The 20834-nt window shown below is 37.1% G+C and carries 20 protein-coding genes; 18 read left to right on the top strand and 2 right to left on the bottom strand.

All coding sequences use genetic code 11. The features are described 5' to 3' along the window. Window positions 1-11 precede the first annotated feature (11 nt). From C7390_RS01690 to rpsA, 11 genes are all read left to right on the top strand, one after another. Window positions 12-860 carry an OadG family protein gene (locus tag C7390_RS01690; protein ID WP_318295488.1) on the top strand — a complete coding sequence of 283 codons (849 nt, stop codon included), beginning with the start codon at window positions 12-14 and terminating at the stop codon, window positions 858-860. Window positions 861-863: 3 nt separating this feature from the next. After that, a complete protein-coding gene (locus C7390_RS01685) occupies window positions 864-1232 on the top strand; it encodes a biotin/lipoyl-containing protein (protein WP_055174518.1) in 369 nt (122 codons plus the stop codon). Between the two features lie 46 nt (window positions 1233-1278). Next, entirely contained in the window at window positions 1279-2430 is a 1152-nt protein-coding gene (locus C7390_RS01680; protein ID WP_090140650.1) for a sodium ion-translocating decarboxylase subunit beta, read from the top strand. A 204-nt stretch (window positions 2431-2634) separates the two neighbouring features. Continuing rightward, window positions 2635-4068, top strand: a complete 1434-nt coding sequence (locus C7390_RS01675) for an oxaloacetate decarboxylase subunit alpha (RefSeq protein ID WP_022502010.1) — start codon at window positions 2635-2637, stop codon at window positions 4066-4068. Between the two features lie 201 nt (window positions 4069-4269). Then, window positions 4270-6225 (top strand): hypothetical protein, encoded by a 1956-nt coding sequence (locus tag C7390_RS01670; protein WP_116443491.1) that lies wholly within the window; start codon window positions 4270-4272, stop codon window positions 6223-6225. Between the two features lie 132 nt (window positions 6226-6357). Beyond that, window positions 6358-7338 carry a diaminopimelate dehydrogenase gene (locus C7390_RS01665; protein ID WP_022502008.1) on the top strand — a complete coding sequence of 327 codons (981 nt, stop codon included), beginning with the start codon at window positions 6358-6360 and terminating at the stop codon, window positions 7336-7338. 252 nt (window positions 7339-7590) lie between these two features. Continuing rightward, window positions 7591-8205 carry a hypothetical protein gene (locus C7390_RS01660; RefSeq protein ID WP_055174525.1) on the top strand — a complete coding sequence of 205 codons (615 nt, stop codon included), beginning with the start codon at window positions 7591-7593 and terminating at the stop codon, window positions 8203-8205. 20 nt (window positions 8206-8225) lie between these two features. Further along, window positions 8226-9644: a BaiN/RdsA family NAD(P)/FAD-dependent oxidoreductase gene (locus C7390_RS01655; protein ID WP_318295485.1), complete on the top strand. Its 1419-nt coding sequence runs from the start codon at window positions 8226-8228 to the stop codon at window positions 9642-9644. Between the two features lie 45 nt (window positions 9645-9689). Next, a complete protein-coding gene (cmk, locus tag C7390_RS01650) occupies window positions 9690-10355 on the top strand; it encodes a (d)CMP kinase (RefSeq protein ID WP_090140646.1) in 666 nt (221 codons plus the stop codon). A 15-nt stretch (window positions 10356-10370) separates the two neighbouring features. Then, the gene (gene ispH / locus C7390_RS01645; RefSeq protein WP_090140644.1) at window positions 10371-11237 is read left to right on the top strand and encodes a 4-hydroxy-3-methylbut-2-enyl diphosphate reductase; all 867 of its coding nucleotides are present in this window, start codon (window positions 10371-10373) and stop codon (window positions 11235-11237) included. Beyond that, window positions 11206-12291 carry a 30S ribosomal protein S1 gene (gene rpsA, locus C7390_RS01640; protein ID WP_022502003.1) on the top strand — a complete coding sequence of 362 codons (1086 nt, stop codon included), beginning with the start codon at window positions 11206-11208 and terminating at the stop codon, window positions 12289-12291. The genes ispH and rpsA overlap by 32 nt, the downstream gene beginning before the upstream one ends. A 206-nt stretch (window positions 12292-12497) precedes the next feature. On the opposite strand, the gene C7390_RS01635 is transcribed toward rpsA, so the two are convergent. Further along, entirely contained in the window at window positions 12498-13253 is a 756-nt protein-coding gene (locus tag C7390_RS01635) for a YlmH/Sll1252 family protein (protein ID WP_022502002.1), read from the bottom strand. Between the two features lie 359 nt (window positions 13254-13612). On the opposite strand from C7390_RS01635, the gene C7390_RS01630 reads away from it, so the two are divergent. Continuing rightward, entirely contained in the window at window positions 13613-14392 is a 780-nt protein-coding gene (locus C7390_RS01630; RefSeq protein WP_022502001.1) for a CheR family methyltransferase, read from the top strand. On the opposite strand, the gene C7390_RS01625 is transcribed toward C7390_RS01630, so the two are convergent. Then, on the bottom strand, window positions 14361-15515 hold the full coding sequence (locus tag C7390_RS01625; RefSeq protein WP_055306553.1) for a ribonuclease H-like domain-containing protein: 1155 nt from the start codon (window positions 15513-15515) through the stop codon (window positions 14361-14363). The genes C7390_RS01630 and C7390_RS01625 overlap by 32 nt on opposite strands. A 252-nt stretch (window positions 15516-15767) precedes the next feature. Here C7390_RS01625 and rsxC point away from each other — a divergent pair, with 252 nt between their 5' ends. The 6 genes from rsxC to C7390_RS01595 are packed head-to-tail and all read left to right on the top strand — an operon-like array spanning window position 15768 to window position 20793. Beyond that, a complete protein-coding gene (gene rsxC, locus C7390_RS01620) occupies window positions 15768-17087 on the top strand; it encodes an electron transport complex subunit RsxC (RefSeq protein ID WP_022501999.1) in 1320 nt (439 codons plus the stop codon). Window positions 17088-17100: 13 nt separating this feature from the next. Beyond that, entirely contained in the window at window positions 17101-18072 is a 972-nt protein-coding gene (locus tag C7390_RS01615) for an RnfABCDGE type electron transport complex subunit D (protein ID WP_055174533.1), read from the top strand. A gap of 1 nt (window position 18073) precedes the next feature. Beyond that, window positions 18074-18736 carry an RnfABCDGE type electron transport complex subunit G gene (locus C7390_RS01610; protein WP_022501997.1) on the top strand — a complete coding sequence of 221 codons (663 nt, stop codon included), beginning with the start codon at window positions 18074-18076 and terminating at the stop codon, window positions 18734-18736. Beyond that, window positions 18729-19394, top strand: a complete 666-nt coding sequence (gene rsxE, locus C7390_RS01605) for an electron transport complex subunit RsxE (RefSeq protein WP_022203742.1) — start codon at window positions 18729-18731, stop codon at window positions 19392-19394. Before C7390_RS01610 ends, rsxE begins: the two co-directional genes overlap by 8 nt. A 16-nt stretch (window positions 19395-19410) precedes the next feature. Beyond that, window positions 19411-19983, top strand: a complete 573-nt coding sequence (rsxA, locus tag C7390_RS01600; protein ID WP_022203743.1) for an electron transport complex subunit RsxA — start codon at window positions 19411-19413, stop codon at window positions 19981-19983. Window positions 19984-19998: 15 nt separating this feature from the next. After that, window positions 19999-20793, top strand: a complete 795-nt coding sequence (locus C7390_RS01595) for an RnfABCDGE type electron transport complex subunit B (protein WP_022203744.1) — start codon at window positions 19999-20001, stop codon at window positions 20791-20793. Window positions 20794-20834 lie beyond the last annotated feature (41 nt).

The following is a 20834-nucleotide window of genomic DNA, read 5'->3' as shown; positions in this document are numbered from 1 at the left end:
GAGGTGATAATATGAAGAAAATTAAGTTTAAAAAGTTCTTAGTGTTATTCTCATTACTTATCTGTGTATTCTGTATGACAGCCTGCAGTTCATCTAATGGCACTATATCAACAGCAAGTGCCAAGACAGAATTAAAACAGCAGCAGCTTGATGCCAGTGAGGCTTATCTTGTAGACTGGGTTAAAGATATGATTACATATCTTGATAAGAATGATTCTGCTAAGATAACAGCGGATGCAGAGGCAGCTCAATCACTTACAATGGTAAATAATAAGTTATACATTGTTGACCAGAGTGGAATTAGTGTTAAGACAATAGCTTTTTATAATAGCTGGAATAGCACAAGAGATGAGTTAGGTGCTTTAAAGAGTATCAATGAAATTAATGTAGAACTCAATAGCAAGACAGGTGAGTTATGTACTATTACAGTTGATACTTCATATGAGAAAAATGATAAATGTACATTTGAATTCGTAATTAATGATGACTATACACTTGAAAATGGTGCTATCAATCCATCATATACTACAGGACAGAAGATGTATAAAGCGGTAATGAATACTCTTATCGGTATGGGAACAGTATTCGTTGTACTTATATTTATTTCATTCATTATTTCATTATTTAAGTACATCAATAAGTTTGAGAATAGAAATAAGGCTAAGAATGAAGCATCTAATGGTGCCCAGGGCGTTGATAATGCTATTGCTCAGATAGTTTCAAGCGAAGAGCAGGATGAAGAAGTTGATGATCTTGAACTTATAGCAGTTATAACAGCAGCTATTGCTGCATCAGAGAATACATCTACAGACGGACTTGTAGTTCGTTCAATTAGAAAGGTTAATAGCAGGAGGAAATAAATTATGAAGAATTATACAATAACAGTTAATGGTAATGTATATGATGTTACTGTAGAAGAAGGAACAGGAAGCACAGCAGGTGCAGCTAAGGCAGCAGCACCAAAAGCAGCAGCTCCTAAGGCAGCGCCAAAGGCTGCAGCACCAGCAGGCGCACAGGGTGCAGTAAAGGTTAATGCACCAATGCCTGGTAAGATTCTTAAGGTTAACGTTAATGCGGGCGCAGCAGTTAAGAAGGGTGATGTATTACTCGTTCTTGAAGCTATGAAGATGGAAAATGAAATCTGTGCACCACAGGATGGTACAGTTGCTACAGTTGAGTGTGCAGCTGGTGATTCAGTAGAGTCAGGTAAAGTATTAGTTTCTATGAACTAATTGATATATCAATTAGTTGTGTAGAGATAATATACGGAGGTAAAAAATGGAATATATTTTATCAACATTGGGAAACCTCGTTCACCAGACAGCATTCTTTAACCTCACTTGGGGTAATTATCTGATGATTCTGGTTGCGCTGTTTTTCATGTATTTGGCAATCAAAAAAGAATATGAACCTCTGCTTTTAGTACCTATTTCATTTGGTATGTTACTTGTTAATCTTTTCCCGGATATTATGTTATCTATTGAAGATTCAAGCAATGGCGTAGGTGGTTTGTTACATTATTTTTATTTATTAGATGAATGGAGTATTCTGCCATCACTTATCTTCCTTGGTGTTGGTGCGATGACAGACTTTGGTCCACTTATCGCTAATCCTAAGAGTTTCCTTTTAGGTGCAGCAGCACAGTTTGGTATATTTGCTGCTTACATTATGGCTATATTTATGGGATTCCCAGATAAGGCAGCAGCAGCTATATCTATTATTGGTGGTGCTGATGGTCCTACATCAATATTCCTTGCTGGTAAATTAGGACAGACTAATTACCTTGGACCAATAGCGGTTGCAGCATATTCATATATGTCACTTGTACCAATTATTCAGCCACCTATTATGAAGTTATTAACAACTGAAAAAGAAAGAAAGATTAAGATGGAACAGTTAAGACCTGTATCTAAGCTTGAGAAAATTCTTTTCCCTATTATCGTTACAATCGTTGTAGTATTAATTCTTCCTACAACAGCACCACTTGTTGGTATGCTTATGCTTGGTAACCTTTTTAGAGAGTCAGGAGTTGTTAAGCAACTTACAGAAACAGCATCCAATGCACTTATGTATATAGTTGTTATTATTCTTGGTACATCAGTTGGTGCTACAACAAGTGCAGAAGCCTTCCTCAATCTTGATACATTAAAGATTGTTGCATTAGGTCTTATTGCATTCGGCTTTGGTACAGCGGCAGGTGTAATATTTGGTAAGATTATGTGTAAGGCTACACACGGTAAGGTTAATCCACTTATTGGTTCAGCAGGTGTATCTGCGGTTCCTATGGCAGCCAGAGTTTCACAGAAGGTTGGTTCAGAAGCAGATCCTTCTAACTTCCTTTTGATGCATGCTATGGGACCTAACGTAGCCGGTGTTATTGGTACAGCGGTTGCGGCTGGTACATTTATGGCGATGTTTGGTGTTATGTAAAACAGACTAAGAGGCTCTAAGCTCGCACAATACGCGAGCTAAGACCCTCTAAGTCTGTATAGAAGTTGCTTACGCAACTTCGTTGTGGACAGAGGAATGGTCTATATATATCATAAGACCTTCTAAGTCTGAATAGAAGTTACTTACGCAGCTTAATTAGAGTTTATTTACTTTATATATAGGAATATATAGGAGGAGTTTAAGATGGCAGATCAGGTTAAGAAACCATTAAAGATAACTGAGACTGTATTAAGAGATGCTCATCAGTCACTTATTGCTACAAGAATGACTACAGAGCAGATGCTTCCAATCATAGACAAGATGGATAAGGTTGGATATCATTCAGTTGAGTGCTGGGGCGGTGCTACATTTGATGCATCACTTCGTTTCCTTAAGGAAGACCCTTGGGAAAGACTTCGTAAGTTAAGAGATGGTTTTAAGAATACAAAGTTACAGATGTTATTCAGAGGACAGAATATCCTCGGATACAATCATTATGCAGATGACGTTGTAGAATATTTCGTACAGAAGTCTATCGCTAATGGTATTGATATAATCAGAATATTTGACTGTTTCAATGATTTAAGAAATCTTAAGTCATCAGTTGAGGCAGTTAAGCTTGTTAAGAAAGAAAATCCTAATGCTCACGCACAGATAGCACTTTGCTATACACTTGGTGATGCATATACTCTTGATTACTGGAAAGAAACAGCTAAGAGAATTGAGGATATGGGTGCAGATTCTATCTGTATCAAGGATATGGCAGGTTTACTTGTTCCTGCTAAGGCTACAGAGCTTGTACAGGCATTAAAGGATGGTTCTTCACTTCCTATCCAGATGCATACACATTATACATCAGGTGTTGCTTCAATGACATATATGAAGGCTGTTGAAGCAGGTGCTGATATTATCGATACAGCTATGTCACCATTCTCAATGGGAACATCACAGCCGGCTACAGAAGTTATGGTAGAGGCATTTAAGGGTACAGAGTACGATACAGGTCTTGACCAGAACCTTCTTGCAGAGATAGCTGCTTACTTCCAGCCAATGAGAGAAGAAGCATTAAAGTCAGGTCTTATGAATACTAAGGTTCTTGGTGTTAATATTAAGACATTATTATATCAGGTACCTGGTGGTATGCTTTCTAACCTTGTATCACAGCTTAAGGAAGCTGGTGCAGAAGATAAGTATCAGGCAGTTCTTGAGGAAATTCCTAAGGTTCGTAAGGACTTTGGTGAACCACCTCTTGTTACACCATCATCACAGATTGTTGGTACACAGGCTGTTCTTAATGTATTACAGGGCGAGCGTTATAAGATGATTACTAAGGAATCTAAGAAGGTTCTTATGGGTGAATTCGGACAGACAATTAAGCCATTCAACCCAGAAGTACAGAAGAAGGCTATAGGTGATGCTACACCTATTACCTGCCGTCCGGCAGATCTTATTGAGCCACAGCTTGAGAAGTTCAAGAATGACCCAGTCGTACAGCAGTACAAGCAGCAGGATGAAGATGTGCTTTCATACGCATTATTCCCAGCAGTTGCTACTGAGTTCTTCAAGTATAGAGAAGCACAGCAGAAGAAGGTTGACCCTGCTAAGGCTGATACAGAGAATAAGGCATATCCAGTTTAATAGCTAGCGGTATGATTTGTTCTTTTTCCGTAGAACTCGCAACAACTGGTGGTTTTAAGTGAAAAAATGGGCGTGGGACGTTAGTCCCACGCCCATTTTTGTCATTTTCTGGCAGATTGGGATATATGACAACTGTAATTATAAGGATAAATAAAGTAATATAGCAGCATAAAAATATAAGAAACAGGAGGAACAAAGTTTATGGTGAAAAACAAAAAATGTCATAGTAAGAAAATGGCAGCATTAGTTACAGCTGTTGTGCTTGCTGTATCGGCAACAGTTTCATTTGCAGTACCACAAGTAAAAGCTGCCAATGGACCATGTGATACTGGTGATTGGGCTTATGCTTATATTAATGTAAGAAATGGAGAGGAAAGTACGCTGCTGTTCTCATCAAAAGGCACTAATTCCATAGATGGAATGTCTTATGACAGAGAAACCAACACACTTACATTAAATAATTATAAAAACAAGACTGCTGGAATAGCTACTAATATGATGGGTGATGATTTCAAGATTAACCTTATTGGTGATAATGAAATCGGAGGTATTGGTTCATATGGTGATGCCTGGGGCGATTCCATCAATATATGTGGCAATGGTTCCCTGGTTATTAATGCAGACAGAACAGGTGATTATGGTGTAGCTTTCTTCGCTGAGGGAACTAATTCAGTACTTTCAGTTGCAGACACATGTAATGTCACTATATATTCAGGTTCAAAGGCAGTAGTGTATACAAGCGATAATCAAACGGACAAACCAATCAAAGATAATGGAACATTAAAGGAAAATGTAACATATAATGTTTCACATCCACTGCAAATATCACAATTATATGCCAGGTATTATGAGTACGACCCTTATACAACTAATATAGTATATAAGAACGAGACAGATAATACTTCATTATATTATATTAAAGAGCTGACATATATTGAACCTGCTAAAGTGACTTATACATTATATAAGCTTACTACAAAGAAAGCTATGGGCGATGTGTATTATGCTGACAAAGTAGGTGAATATGATAATATCCCTGCTGGATATACCAAGACCACATTAGACAATCCAATTTCATATTATGAGTCAGACAGTGGAAGCGGCGGAACAAGTCAGGTTATAATCAATACAGCAACAAATGAAAAGTATGTATCTGCATATGTTTATGAAAATAAAACATCATATTATAGAATATGTAAGCTTCTTGAAAAGCTTGGTGTAGATGAACGAAGCAATGATGAATTATGGCTTATTGATTATGACAATCCTGTAGCAACATACAATCCTGTAGTGGGAAGTGATAATCTTCCAGACGGATACAAGTATGACGGTACAGAGATAGAAGGTCTTTATAATGTTGAATGTGTAGCAGATAAGCTTACATTTACAGCTAAATCATCTAGTGATAATACGACAGATAATTCAAAAGGAGACACAACCAATAATCCATCTGACAACACAACAGATGAGAAGCCATCGACACCAGAGTCAAGCACCACTAATACAGTAGTAGATGTATCAGACGGCAGCACAACTATTAAGGCTGATGAAATCAGAAAGATTATTGAAGATAACAAGGTGAATGATGTTGTTATCAAATCTAACAATGATGTTACATTTACATTTGCAAAAGGAACAATGTCAGAAGTATCACAGGTTGCAATATATGACTTCTCAACAGCAATTACTTCTGATATAAAAGAAGCAGGAGATATGCCGGCAGATGTAACAGAGGATATATTCGTATCTAAGATTGTATACAATTATTCCGGCGTGCTTCCAGCAACGGCAAGTATTAAGTTAAATGTTGGAAAAGCATATGCAGGCCAGACACTTTATTACAGCCAGCTCTTAGATGATGGAACAATAATTAGTATGATGTCAGCTGTAGTTGATAATGATGGTTATATGACAGTAGAACAGGATCACTGCTCAACATATCTTATTACAAAACAGCAGATTACAAGCAGTTCATCAGATATAAGTTTACCAGACATACCAGTAGAAAATGTAACAGAAGCCGCAGGTAATACAGTTGAAACACCACAGACAGGAGATATGACACATATATACTGGGCAGGATATTTATTAGTATTATCATTAATGGGCATTGGATTTACAATTTTAATGGCTGGTAAGCTAAAGAAAGAACAGTAATAATATTTATTGATAAAAAACTGCCTGAATGAGAGTTGACATATGTATTTTCAAAAAGTAATATTAAAGCAGTGTTTGTTCACACTAATTATATGTGAAATACAGTAAATATGTATAAAATGGAGGCAGAATATGAGAATAGGTATTATTGGATACGGAAATCTTGGAAGAGGCGTTGAGTGTGCTATCAGGCAAAATCCAGATATGGAGCTTGTAGCAGTATTTACAAGACGTGCACCAGAAAGCGTATCTATATTGACAGAGGGTGCTTTAGTATGCTCAGTAGATGAGGTAGAGCAGTGGAAGGATAAGATAGACGTAATGATTCTTTGCGGTGGAAGTGCTACAGATTTACCAGTACAGACACCAAAGTTTGCAGAGATGTTTAACGTAGTTGACAGCTTTGATACACACGCAAGAATTCCAGAACATTTTGAAAATGTTGATTCTGCGGCTAAGAAGAGCGGACACGTTGGAATTATATCAGTAGGCTGGGATCCAGGTATGTTCTCTTTAAACCGTATGTATGCCAATGCTATTTTACCAGAAGGCAAAGATTATACATTCTGGGGTAAGGGCGTAAGTCAGGGACATTCAGACGCTATCAGAAGAGTTGAGGGCGTCAAGGATGGCAAGCAGTATACAATTCCAGTTGAGGCAGCCTTAGAAGCTGTAAGAAATGGCGAGAATCCAGAGCTTACAACAAGACAGAAGCATACAAGAGAATGTTTTGTAGTATTAGAGGAAGGTGCTGATGCTGCAAAGGTAGAAGAAACAATCAAGAATATGCCTAACTATTTCGCTGATTACGATACAACAGTACATTTTATCAGTGAAGAAGAATTAAAGAAAAACCACAGTGGAATTCCTCACGGAGGATTTGTTATCCGTACAGGAAAGACAGGCTGGAACAAAGAGAACAATCACGTTATAGAATACAGCTTAAAGCTTGATTCTAACCCAGAATTCACATCTTGCGTTATCGTAGCATATGCAAGAGCAGCTTATCGTCTTTATAAGGAAGGTCAGAGCGGTTGTAAGACAGTATTTGATATTGCACCTGCATATCTTAGTGCTAAGGATGGAGCAGAATTACGCAAGAGCCTTCTTTAATTAATATTGTGTTATTAATATTATATTGCAGGAATTGATAATGTAATTATTGTAAGAATTAATTACATAAATATTATGAACTAAAATAAGATTGACCTTTGGAGGTATATTATGGCTTCTAAAGGTCAATTTTATTATTTTAAGTCAACTATATACTTTGCACTAATAATAGTGTAATATAAATATGTATGCGTTATTTATAATAATGTCACAATATACGTTACTAATAAACACAGAAAGGTATTTGAATAGATGATTAAGCTTGAAAGATTTGAAGTTATGAATTTTGAAAATGCTATGAGAGGAGCGAGAAATCCGCTTAATAGCTGGGCTAGAATGGATAGTAAGACAGAAAATGGAGTATTCACATTTGGACCTAATGATTTAGATTTAGCGAAAAGGCTTTGCAAGGCTGGTTCAGACCATAGAAAGTTTATAAGACAGATATTTGTAACAGTAGATATAACAGCACCAATCTACTGGTGGAAGGAATACGATACATATAAGGTTGGAACAGTTGCCAATTCAACAAGTACAATGCATAAAATCCACAGCAAGTCATTTGAAATGGAAGATTTCAGCGTTGACCATTGTACTTCTGAGGCGTTAGATATGATGCAGAAGAATATAGATTTTCTTGAAACAATACGCCAGAAGTTCATAGAAACTAAGGATAAAGACCTTTGGTATAGTATGATTCAGTTGCTTCCAGAAAGCTATAATCAGATGCGTACCTGCACATTTAATTATGAAAATCTTGCAGGAATGTATTATTCAAGAAGAAACCATAAGCTTGCAGAATGGCATACATTCTGTGACTGGGCACTTGAGTTACCATATTTCAAAGAACTTTTGGTTCAGGAATAAAGAGGATAGAGAGGTTTCCTATGGGTAAAGTTGTAGTTATTGGAGGCGGGGCGGCAGGTATGATGGCTTCTATTATAGCCGCCAGAAATGGACACACAGTAACTCTTATAGAAAAGAATGATAAGCTTGGAAAGAAGCTTTTTATAACAGGAAAAGGCCGCTGTAATTTTACTAATGCTGGTGATGAGGACGACATTAAAAATAGTGTTGTAACCAACCCTAAATTTATGTACAGTTCATTTAAAGGCTTTTCTAATTATGATGTAATGGGATTCTTTGATGAACTTGGACTTAAGTTTAAAATAGAACGAGGTAACCGCTGTTTTCCAGAGTCAGACCATTCATCAGATGTAATCGGCACATTGGCAAGAGAATTAAGAAAATGCAAAGTGGATATTATGCTTAGCACAGAGGTTGTTGATGTTACAGCCAGGGAATTATCAGAGAATGTAGTATCAGAAAATGCAGTGTCAGGGAAAATAGTATCTTGCAATGCAGTATCAGAGAGTATAGCAAATGATAGTGTAAAACTTGAAAAAAAGTATAAATCCAAGAAAAAAGAACCTAAATCTAAGAAAAAAGAGCCAGAATATATATCGCAGTTTGTAAGTGTTGAAGTTAAGGAGTTATCTACTGGCAGAAAGCAGGTTATAAAAGCTGATTCCTGTATTATAGCAACAGGTGGTAATTCTTATTCAAGCACCGGTTCAACAGGCGATGGCTATAGATTTGCAAAGGCACTTTCACATAATGTTACACCTATTATACCGGCATTAGTTCCTCTCACAGTAAGAGAAGAATGGGCTTCAGAGCTTATGGGACTGAGCCTTAAGAATATAGCAATAAGCATATATGACAGTATGGGTGACAGTCGTAAAGAGCTGTATAGTGACTTTGGTGAAATGCTATTTACGCATTTTGGTGTGAGCGGGCCAGTTATTCTTAGTGCGAGCAGTTATACAACAGCAATATTAAGAAAAAGACCGCTTAAGCTTGTGATAGATTTAAAGCCAGCTTTATCAGAGGAACAGCTTGATGAGAGAGTTCTTAGGGATTTCTCAGAGGAAAAGAATAAAACCTTCCGTAATTCACTTGATAAGCTGCTTCCTAAGAAACTTATCCCTGTTATAGTAAGGCTCAGTGATATCAATAAAGATAAACAGGTTAATGAGATAACAAGGGAAGAAAGATTAAGGCTTGTACATCTGTTAAAGCATTTTGAAATGACAATAACCGGTACAAGAGGCTTTAATGAAGCTATAATTACACAGGGCGGTGTTGATGTTAAAGAAATCAATCCGACAACTATGGAGTCAAAGTTAGTTAAAAATGTGTATTTTGCAGGAGAGGTGCTTGATGTAGATGCGGTTACAGGCGGTTTTAACTTGCAGGTAGCGTGGTCGAGTGCGTATGCTGCAGCAATGCATTTGAATAATTAAATAATGCCAGCGTGTTTTATAACACAGGCAGAAAAGAGGATTATTATGTCTTATTCAGTAGCAATTGATGGACCGGCAGGAGCTGGCAAGAGTACAATAGCAAAGCTTATATCTAAGCAGATGGGTTATATATATGTAGATACCGGTGCTATGTACAGGGCAATGGCAGTATATTTTAACCAGAATAATATTGACCCCGCAGATGAAGCTGCGATTAATGCGGCAGTCGATAATGTAAAGATAACAATAGAATATAAAGACGGCGAACAGCAGGTTATCCTTAACGGCGAGAATGTAACCAGTCTTTTAAGAACTGAGGCAACAGGCAATATGGCTTCAAAGACATCTAAGTATAAGGCTGTAAGAAGCAAGCTTGTTGATTTGCAAAGAGAGCTTGCGGCAGCAGAAAATGTTGTTATGGATGGACGTGATATTGGCACAACAGTTCTTCCAGATGCCAATGTAAAGATATATCTTACTGCAAGTTCTGATGCCAGAGCCAGAAGAAGATATGACGAACTTAAGGCAAAGGGTGAAGAATGTGATTTACAGAAGATAAAAGATGATATTGAACAGAGAGATTATCAGGATATGCACAGGGATATTTCACCATTAAAGCAGGCAGATGATGCAGTTCTTGTAGACAGTTCTGATATGGGAATTGATGAGGTGGTGGAAGCCATCAAGACAGTTATTAATAAAGCAAAGTAGTGATTTGGAGGATATATGAAAGAGGCAGAAGTTATACTTGCCAGGTCTGCTGGTTTCTGCTTTGGAGTTCACCGTGCAGTGGATACAGTGTATGAAAGAACAGGAATGGAAAATGTATACACATACGGACCTATCATACATAACGATGAAGTTGTAAAGGACCTTGAAAGCAAAGGGGTCAAGGCAATATCAGATGTAGTACAGCTTGACGGTATTGATAATGCTACTGTCATAATAAGGTCGCATGGTGTATCTAAAAATGTGTATGAGAGCATAAAGACAAAGAATTATGAAGTTGTAGATGCAACCTGTCCATTTGTTCTTAAAATACACAGAATAGTTGAGCAGGAGAGCAAGGCAGGAAAGCAGATTGTAATAATAGGCAATGAGAAACACCCGGAAGTTGAGGGCATTAAAGGGTGGTCAGTAAGTCCTGTATATATAGTGGATTCTATCGAAAAAGCACAAAATCTTGAGCTTGACAGGGCAAAAGAAGTGGTTGTTGTATCCCAAACGACATTTAATTACAATAAATTTCAAGAATTAGTTGAAATTATCAACAAAAAGAGTTACAATATTACCATTAAAAATACTATTTGTAATGCCACGGAAGAACGTCAGACAGAGGCAAGAGATATTGCACGGAAAGTTAGTGCGATGATTGTCATTGGTGACAAGAGTAGTTCCAATACGAGAAAACTGTATGAGATTTGTAAAGGCGAATGTGAGGATACATTTTACATTCAAACTCTAAGAGATCTTAATCTTAACGATTTAAGATTCATAGACAGCATAGGTATTACAGCTGGGGCATCGACCCCGAACAATATCATTGAGGAGGTTTATACTAATGTCAGAGAATTTTGCAGAGATGTTAGCTAACGAAGAGTGGAAGGAAATTCATACAGGAGAAGTTGTTGATGGCACTGTAATAGCAGTTAAAGAAGACCATATCGTTCTTAACATAGGCTATAAGCACGATGGAATTATCACAAGAAGTGAATATTCATCAACACCAGGTATCGATTTAACAACAGTTGTTTCTGTTGGAGATGAGATGAAGGCAAAGGTGCTTAAGCTTAATGATGGAGAAGGACAGGTTCTTCTTACATATAGAAAGCTTGTTGCAGAGAGTGGAAGCAAGAGACTTGAAGAAGCATTTAATAACAAAGAAGCTATAACAGCTAATGTATCAAGAGTTATTAAGGGTGGTCTTGAAGTTGTTGTTGATGAGACAAGAATCTTCATTCCAGCAAGCCTTGTATCAGATTCTTATGTTAAGGATTTCTCAGAATACAATGGTAAGGAGATTACATTTGTATTAACAGAATATGATCCAAAGAACAGAAAGGTGATTGGTGACTGCAAGCAGCTTATCGTAGCTAAGAAGAAGGCAGCTCAGGAAGAACTTCTTTCTAAGATTAAAGAAGGAGATACAATCGAAGGTACAGTTAAGAATGTAACAGATTTTGGTGCATTCATTGACCTTGGTGGTGTAGACGGACTTCTTCATATTTCAGAGATGTCTTGGGGAAGAACAGAGAACCCTAAGAAGGTATATAAGGTTGGCGATTCAGTTAAGTGCTTCATCAAGGAAATCAATGGTGACAAGATTGCACTTTCAGTTAAATATCCAGACCAGAACCCTTGGAATGATGCTTCAACAAAGTATGCTGTAGGTAATGTTGTTACTGGTAAGGTAGCAAGAATGACTGACTTTGGTGCTTTTGTTCAGCTTGAAGACGGCATTGATGCTTTACTTCACGTATCACAGATTTCTAAGGAACATATTAACAAGCCAGAAGATGTATTAAAGATTGGTCAGGAAATTGAAGCTAAGGTTGTAGACCTTAACGAAGCTGACAAGAAGATCAGCCTTAGTATGAAAGCATTATTAGATGATGCAGAACCACAGGAAGAGGCTACAGAAGAATAATTTAATAATTAATTGTCAGATGTTCTGATGATTGGCTGTAACTTAATATTTGATAATATAAGAGCTGTACACCTTAGTGTGATATATACTTTCTATGCTGGGTAGAACCGGTAGAAAGTATATATACAATGTTGGTGTACAGCTCTTGTTAAATTTCCTTAAGCTTTCTGTCAAAATCTGGGGTGCGAATTATATTAGAAGAATAATTACTTATATTGCATAAGTGTCAGATAGCTTCGTCCTTTGCGGGTTTCGGCTTCATCACCTATAAAGATATACTTTCCATGTCCACGGATTACAAGTACATCATCTTTCTTTAAGTTCTGGCTTTTATTCTCGGTACATATTCCATTGAGGAATATTTTCTTTGACGTAAATAGCTCATTGGAATTACTGCGTGATAATCTGGTGAGGGAAGCAACAACTGCATCAATCCGCTTAGAAGCAGCAATTATTCGTATCTCTTCAAGTTCTGGTTTGATTGCTTCAATCTCATCAGTGCATATTGTACATCTTATGTGTGTGTGTTTAATAGAGTCCAGATTATCACATATATAATCAGCTATGTGCGAAAGGCAGTATACATAAGCATCAGGCACTTTAATTATAATGTCACCGACTAGTTCGCGTTCAATTCCAAGGTTCATAATTGCACCAAGGTAATCACGGTGGTTAAGCTGTTCAGCAAATTTGACGGATAATGGGCTTATTCGGATAGTTGAGATAGGGTAACCGGCATCATAGCCATAGAGTTCCTCAGAGCCGAAACGTATTATTTTGCGTTCACATACAGGATTGCCACCCCATTCATCATATGGTATAAATGATAATTCATTGCTCATTTTGTTGACAGACGACAGTTCATTTATACTTAAAAAATTAGTGTAAGTATATATATTGTGGTTGAAAGCCTGATTGGCAGTATCTATTATTTTTCTTTTTAAAAGCTGTTCTTCGTTCATTGTGTTAATTCCTTCTATTTTATAAATTGGTGATATGTGCTTATTGTGCTTAGATTAAATTGATATAGTAAATTAATGTTTATTATAATGTAATTAATTATATATGTCTAATACGATGTTTAATATATTGGCAAATTCAATATTGGCAGAATGAGTTGTAAAATCCAGAATATTGTAAAATTGAATATAATGGTAAGCTTAATCGGATATGGTAATTAGATATTTTATGTAATGTTTTTATATTTTTTATATAATGATAAAATTTTGACACAATTAATATTGTGTGATAAAATCCATATAAAGCTAAGGGATTGCAACAACTGCGGAATATGTTACAGGAAAGAACAGAGGATATCAATATGGTTAAAGATTATGAAGATTTTAAGAAATTTGTGTTAGGACTTACAGGAATTGACCTTAATGCTTATAAAGAAAAGCAGATGAAGAGAAGAATAGATACACTTATAGCAAGGAATAAGCATACAGGTTATGACAGTTATTGCAATGCGATAAAGAATGATGCCCAGATGCTTGATGAATTCGTTAATTATCTTACAATTAATGTGTCAGAATTCTATAGAAATCCAGCGTTATGGAAGAAGCTTGATGAGATTATCCTTCCAGACCTGATTAAGAAGTTTGGACCAAGACTTAAGATATGGAGTGCTGCTTGTTCAACAGGTGATGAGCCATATTCACTTGCAATGGTGCTTGCAAAGAAAGTCCCACTTAAAGATATAAAGATATATGCTACCGATATAGATGACCAGGTTCTTGAAAAGGCCAAAGATGGCGTGTATTCAGCCAACAGCTTAAAGGGACTTCCTGATGAGTATAAGAATAAATATTTTGAAAAAATGGGAGATAAGTACTATAAGATTTCAGATGAGATTAAGAAGTGCGTTGAGTTCAAGAAGTCTAATCTTTTAAAAGACTCATATCCTCAGAGCTGTCATCTTATAGTTTGCCGAAATGTACTTATCTATTTTACAGAAGATGCCAAGTTAGAGATATATAAGAAGTTCAATGATTCATTAGTTAAGGGCGGCTGTTTATTTGTTGGTAATACAGAGCAGATTATCAATTATAAAGACCTTGGTTATGAATCTAGTGAGTTGTTTTTCTACAGAAAAAAGTAATCAGTATATGTACTGCCTGAAGAATTATGTCTTCAGGCAGTTCTTTTTTATCGTATAAAAGGTATATATTAGCATCATTATACTCATATCTGAATATATATTCAGAAGTCTGGAGACTGTCTGTATTGTAACAAGGCAGTTTGATAAACGAAGCGAATTTTTTAGTGTATGCTGTTTCTCTGGTTGCTTTCACTTTACATTCAGCATCAACATAAGCAGCTACACTTTTGTGAATGGCAGTATCTTCGTATGGAAGATAGTAGTAATTCTTATAATCACTATAATATAATCTGAGATTATCAGTTATTAATGGCAGTTTGATTTTCATAGTATTGCCATTGATTCTTATGGCATATCCATTATTATCAAGATGAATAACGGGTATGGGAACTGCACAGGGCAGGGTATAGTTAATTATTAAATCTCCATTTTTATTAGTATCATCGGAATATTCAACAGAATATCCGGTATAGGTTACATTTTCTTCTAATACAGCATTGTAGGCAGTTATAGATGAAAGCTGGATTAGTCCGTATACATCATCATAATTATGAAGCAGAAGCAGTTCTTCGTAAGAAGCTTCGCCAGTCTTAACATAGTCGTTGTATACCTTGATAAGCTCGCCGCCAGAGAATTCATCATCACGGCTTATGTTAAGGAATTGCTCAACAGACTTCTGGTTACAACTTTCAAGCTTTAGTAATGTCTTTAATGGACGTACACATTTGTATAAATCATAGCTTAAGAGCTTATCAAGTGTGTACGGAATGTTAAGGTGTGCGGCTCTGTCTTTAATAAATGGAATGTCAAAATTGTCTCCATTAAAATGCACCAGTGTATCAAATGAAGCGGCAGCATTAAGAAAGCTTGCTATTACCTGCACTTCGTCAGCCTTGGACTGGGCAAGCCACTGTATTATGGTAAGTATGGAATTCTTTATATAAGCAGTGCCGATTAAATAACAGAAGCTTGTCTTGTGCGAAAAGCCGGTTGTTTCAATATCAAAAAATATTGTATGCTCGCTGCAGAGAGAATTATTGATAAAATTATCAGCAGTATTATTAGTATTGCTGTCGTTGTTGTGTATATCGTTTAGATTAAATGTTTTAGTTATAGTCTTCATTAATTATAAATCCTTTGATTACAAAAAGTATACGTTAAAAAAATGTCAGTTTTTGTTTATTATATACGAATATATACACAAAAAAAAGTAGATTTTTAATGATAAATGATATATTATATTAATATATTAATTATCGTTCATAATTATTATAAATCAGATACACAATCATTAAGCTTGGGTTTTATGGTTGTCTATCTGTTTTTGCATTGCTTTGGATGATAACATATATTATTTTATAAGGAGAAATATGTCATGGGAAAGTGTACATTTAAAGGTGGAATACATCCATATGACGGCAAGGAATTATCAAAGGATAAGCCTATAAAAGAGTTGTTCCCTGCTGTAGGAGAGATGGTTTTCCCACTTTCACAGCACATCGGTGCGCCGGCAGTTCCAGTAGTTGCCAAAGGTGATTACGTCCTTGCTGGACAGTTGATTGCTGAGGCTGGTGGATTCGTATCAGCTAATATCCATTCATCTGTTTCTGGTACAGTTAAGGCTATAGAGCCAAGAACGCTAGCCACAGGTGGAAAGTGCAATTCAATCATCATTGAGAATGATGGAGAATTTAAGGAAGTTGAGTATACTCCTAAGAAGTTAGAAGAACTTTCTAAAGAAGAAGTATTACAAAGAATTAAGGATGCAGGTGTAGTAGGTATGGGTGGTGCAGGCTTCCCTACTAACGTAAAGTTAAGCCCTAAGAATCCAGAAGGAATTGATTATATTATAGTAAATGGTGCTGAATGTGAACCATACCTTACATCCGATTACAGAAGACTTCTTGAAGAGTCAGACAAGATTGTACTCGGCTTAAAGGTTGCATTAAGCATCTTTGATCACGCTAAGGGTATTATTGGTATTGAAGATAATAAGCCTGAAGCCATTAAAGTTATGCAGGCAGCAGTTGCATCTGAGCCAGATATCGAGGTTAAGGTTTTAAAGACTAAATATCCTCAGGGTGGTGAGCGTAGTCTTATCTATGCTACAACAGGCAGAAGCATCAACTCAACTATGCTTCCAGCAGATGCAGGATGTATTGTACATAACGTAGATACAATATACAGCATATATATGGCTGTTATTGAAGGAAAGCCACTTACTAAGAGAATCGTTACTGTTACAGGTGATGGTGTTAAAGAACCAGGCAACTTCTATGTATGGCTTGGTATGAACTACAGACAGCTTCTTGAAGCAGTCGGCGGAGTGGTTGGCGAACCAGAGAAGTACATATCAGGTGGTCCTATGATGGGATTTGCTATGTACAGTCTTGATGTACCAGTTATAAAGGGAAGCTCATCACTTCTTGTATTCCAGAATGATGTTGTATCTAAGCTTGAAGAGACAGCATGTATCCGTTGTGGAAGATGTGGTGAAGGATGTCCAAGTCATTTACTTCCAGCTAAGCTTGCTTCATTTGCAGCTAAGAACGATGAAGCTGGTTTCGTTAAGTTTGATGGTATGGAGTGTGTAATGTGCGGAAGCTGTTCATATGTCTGTCCAGCTAAGAGACCATTAACACAGCAGATTAAGGCTATGAGAAGTATCGTTCTGGCTAACAGAAGAAAGAAATAAGGGAGGATTAAAAGTGAGCGAGATTTTTAACGTATCAACTAATCCACATGTACGTAGCAAGGATACTACTCAGACTATTATGAGAGACGTACTTATAGCGTTAGCCCCTGCTAGTATATTTGGTATTTATAACTTCGGAGTCCAGGCACTTATTCGTATCATAGTTGGTATTGCAGTGTGTATGGCTTCTGAAGCAGTATATGAGTATTTTATGCATAAGAAGATAACAGTTATGGACCTTAGTGCCGCTGTTACAGGTCTTCTTATTGCACTTAACATTCCATCAACTCTCAACATTGGTTTTGAGATTGTTGGCTGTGTATTTGCAATTATTATTGTTAAGCAGTTGTTTGGCGGAATTGGTCAGAACTTTATGAACCCTGCACTTGCAGCAAGATGTTTCCTTCTTATTGCATATACAGGTCCAATGACTAACTTCGTATGTGATGCATATTCCGGAGCTACACCTCTTGCTATATTAAAGCCAGGTTCAGAGGTTGTAGGACAGACAGCTCCTACACTTCTTACTATGTTTATTGGTAAGACAAGCGGTGTTATCGGTGAGACATCAGTTATATGTCTTCTTATTGGTGCTATATATCTTGTTGTAAGAAAGATTATTTCTTTAAGAATTCCACTTTCTTACATTGGAACATTTGCAGTGCTTATATTCCTTTTCGCACCAGGACATCAGTTTGATGCTATGTATATGTTACAGGAAATCTGTGGTGGTGGTCTTATTCTTGGTGCTTTCTTTATGGCAACTGATTATGTTACATCACCTATCACACCTAATGGTAAGTTAGTATTCGGTGTCTGCTTAGGTTTACTTACATTCATATTCAGAATGTTTGGTGGTTCAGCAGAAGGCGTTTCATACGCAATCATCTTCTGTAACCTCTTAGTACCTCTTATCGAAAGAGTTACAGTACCTAAGTCATTTGGCAAGAAAAAGCCGGAAAAAAAGGCAAAGGAGGCTGCATAAGATGAAGAATATAATAAAAGACGCATGTATATTATTCGCAATTACACTTGTTGCAGGTATCCTTCTTGGTCTTGTATATAATGTAACTAAAGACCCTATCGCACAGCAGAACGAGAAGGCTAAGCAGAAGGCTTACCAGGAGGTTATTGCTGATGCTGATAAGTTTGAAGCACTTGATGGAAGTTATGCTTCTGATAAGGTAGCAGAAACAGCTAAGGCAGTACTTTCAGCTTCTGCAACAGATTTCTCTAAGGATGATGTATCAGAGGTAGTTGCTGGTATTAAGAATGGTAAGATTATAGGTTTCGTAGTAACAGTTGTTGCACATGATGGTTACGGCGGAGATATCAAGTTCTCTGTTGGACTTTCAACAGATGGAACATATCTTGGAACATCTATTCTTACAATAAGTGAAACAGCAGGTCTTGGTATGAGAGCTAAGCAGGATCCTTCATTCTTAGCACAGTTTAACGGAACTAAGACTTCAGAATATAAGGTAGTAACAGATGGAACAGGTTCATCATCAGACAGCTCTATTGATGCAATCGGTGGTTCTACAGTTACATCTAAGGCTATAACAAAGGGTGTTAATGCAGCATTAGCTGTATATGCAGACCTTGCTAAGGCTAATGTTAAGACAGTAGGAGGTGTTTCAGTTGAATAAATGTGTTGAAAGACTTTATAATGGTATTATCAAAGAGAATCCTACTCTGGTTTTAACACTTGGTATGTGTCCTACACTTGCGGTTACTACATCAGCAATCAATGGTATCGGAATGGGACTTTCTACAACAGCAGTTCTTATGCTTTCTAACCTTTTCATTTCATTACTTAGAAAGGTTATTCCAGACAGCGTAAGAATGCCAGCTTATATCGTGATCGTTGCATCATTTGTTACAATAATACAGTTCTTATTACAGGGCTTTGTGCCATCTATATATGATGCACTTGGTATCTATATACCACTTATCGTTGTTAACTGTATTATCTTAGGACGTGCAGAGTCATATGCTTCTAAGAACCCAGCACTTCCATCAATGTTTGATGGTATCGGAATGGGACTTGGTTTCACATGTGCTATCACAATCCTTGGTGCAATCAGAGAGTTACTTGGTGGCGGAACAATCCTTTCAACAGGTAGTTCAGCACTTGTAGATCTTTCTAACTTTGGTTATACACCAGCTAGTATATTTATCCTTGCACCTGGTGCATTCTTCGTACTTGCTATGTGTGTAGCTGTTATGAACAGAGTAAAGAGAAAGCATGGAATGAAGCCTGCTGAGGTTCCAGACTATGTTTCAGATGAAGAAAAAGAGAACTAAGGGAGGAGAGTAAAAGATGAATTTATTAGTTATCGCTATAAGCACAGCGCTTGTTAACAACGTTGTATTAAGCCAGTTCTTAGGTCTGTGTCCTTTCCTTGGTGTATCAAAGAAAATAAACACAGCTGCCGGAATGGGTGGCGCTGTTATTGGTGTTATCTCTATATCATCAATCATATGCAGCCTTATATATGATTTTATATTAACACCACTTAACCTTACATACCTGAATACTGTAGTATTCATTCTTGTAATAGCAACATTAGTTCAGTTTGTTGAAATGGTACTTAAGAAGTGTATGCCACCTTTATATGAGGCACTTGGTGTATACCTTCCACTTATCACAACTAACTGTGCCGTACTTGGTATCGCTTTAACAAATGTACAGAATTCATACAACTTAATCGAATCATTTGTAAGTGGTCTTGGTACAGCTGTTGGTTTTACAATAGCTATCGTAATAATGGCTGGTGTACGTGAGCGTACAGAGGACAATGATGTTCCAGAAAGTTTTAAGGGAATGCCTATCGTTCTTTTAACAGCAGGACTTATGTCAATTGCATTTTTCGGATTTTCAGGAATAATCTAAGGAGGATATTGAATAATGACAGGTATTATTATTGCGGCTTGTGCCGTAGGTGTAACAGGTCTTCTTCTTGGACTCTTCCTTGGATTTATGGGAAAGAAGTTTGCAGTTGAGGTTGACCAGAAGGAAATAGATGTAAGAGCAGAGCTTCCAGGTAACAACTGTGGTGGTTGTGGATACGCAGGTTGTGATGCACTTGCAAAGGCTATCGCAGCAGGTGAAGCTGATTGTGGTGCATGTCCAGTTGGTGGTGCTCCGGTAGCAGCAAAGATAGCAGCTATTATGGGTGCTGAGGCAGGAAGCCAGGAGCGTATGACAGCATTCGTTAAGTGTGGCGGAGACTGTGATAAGGCTAAGAATAACTATGTATATTCTGGTGTACAGGATTGTACTATGATGAACATAGCACCTAATGGTGGTCCTAAGGGATGTACATACGGATGTATGGGTTATGGCTCATGCGTTAAGGCTTGTCCATTCGATGCTATCCATGTAGTTAATGGTGTAGCTGTAGTAGATAAGGAAAAATGTAAAGCCTGTGGCAAGTGTGTTGCTACATGTCCAAGACACCTTATCGAACTTATTCCATACAAGGCATCTTACGCAGTTAATTGTTCTTCACAGAACAAGGGTAAGGATGTTATGCAGGTATGTTCAGTTGGATGTATCGGCTGTATGTTATGTACAAAGCAGTGTGAGTATGGTGCTATCACTGTAGAGAACAATATCGCACACATTGACCAGTCTAAGTGCGTTGGCTGTGGTAAGTGTGCTGAGAAGTGTCCTAAGAAGATTATTCATAAGCAGAATTAATTATTAATAGGCTGTGGGATAGTCAGATTTGAATTGAAATT

It is taken from the genome of Bacteroides galacturonicus (genome assembly GCF_003096855.1).
GTDB classification, from domain to species: Bacteria; Bacillota; Clostridia; order Lachnospirales; family Lachnospiraceae; genus Lachnospira; species Lachnospira rogosae.
Note: the sequence above shows the minus strand (reverse complement) of the source record. Positions and strands in the feature narration are given on the sequence as shown.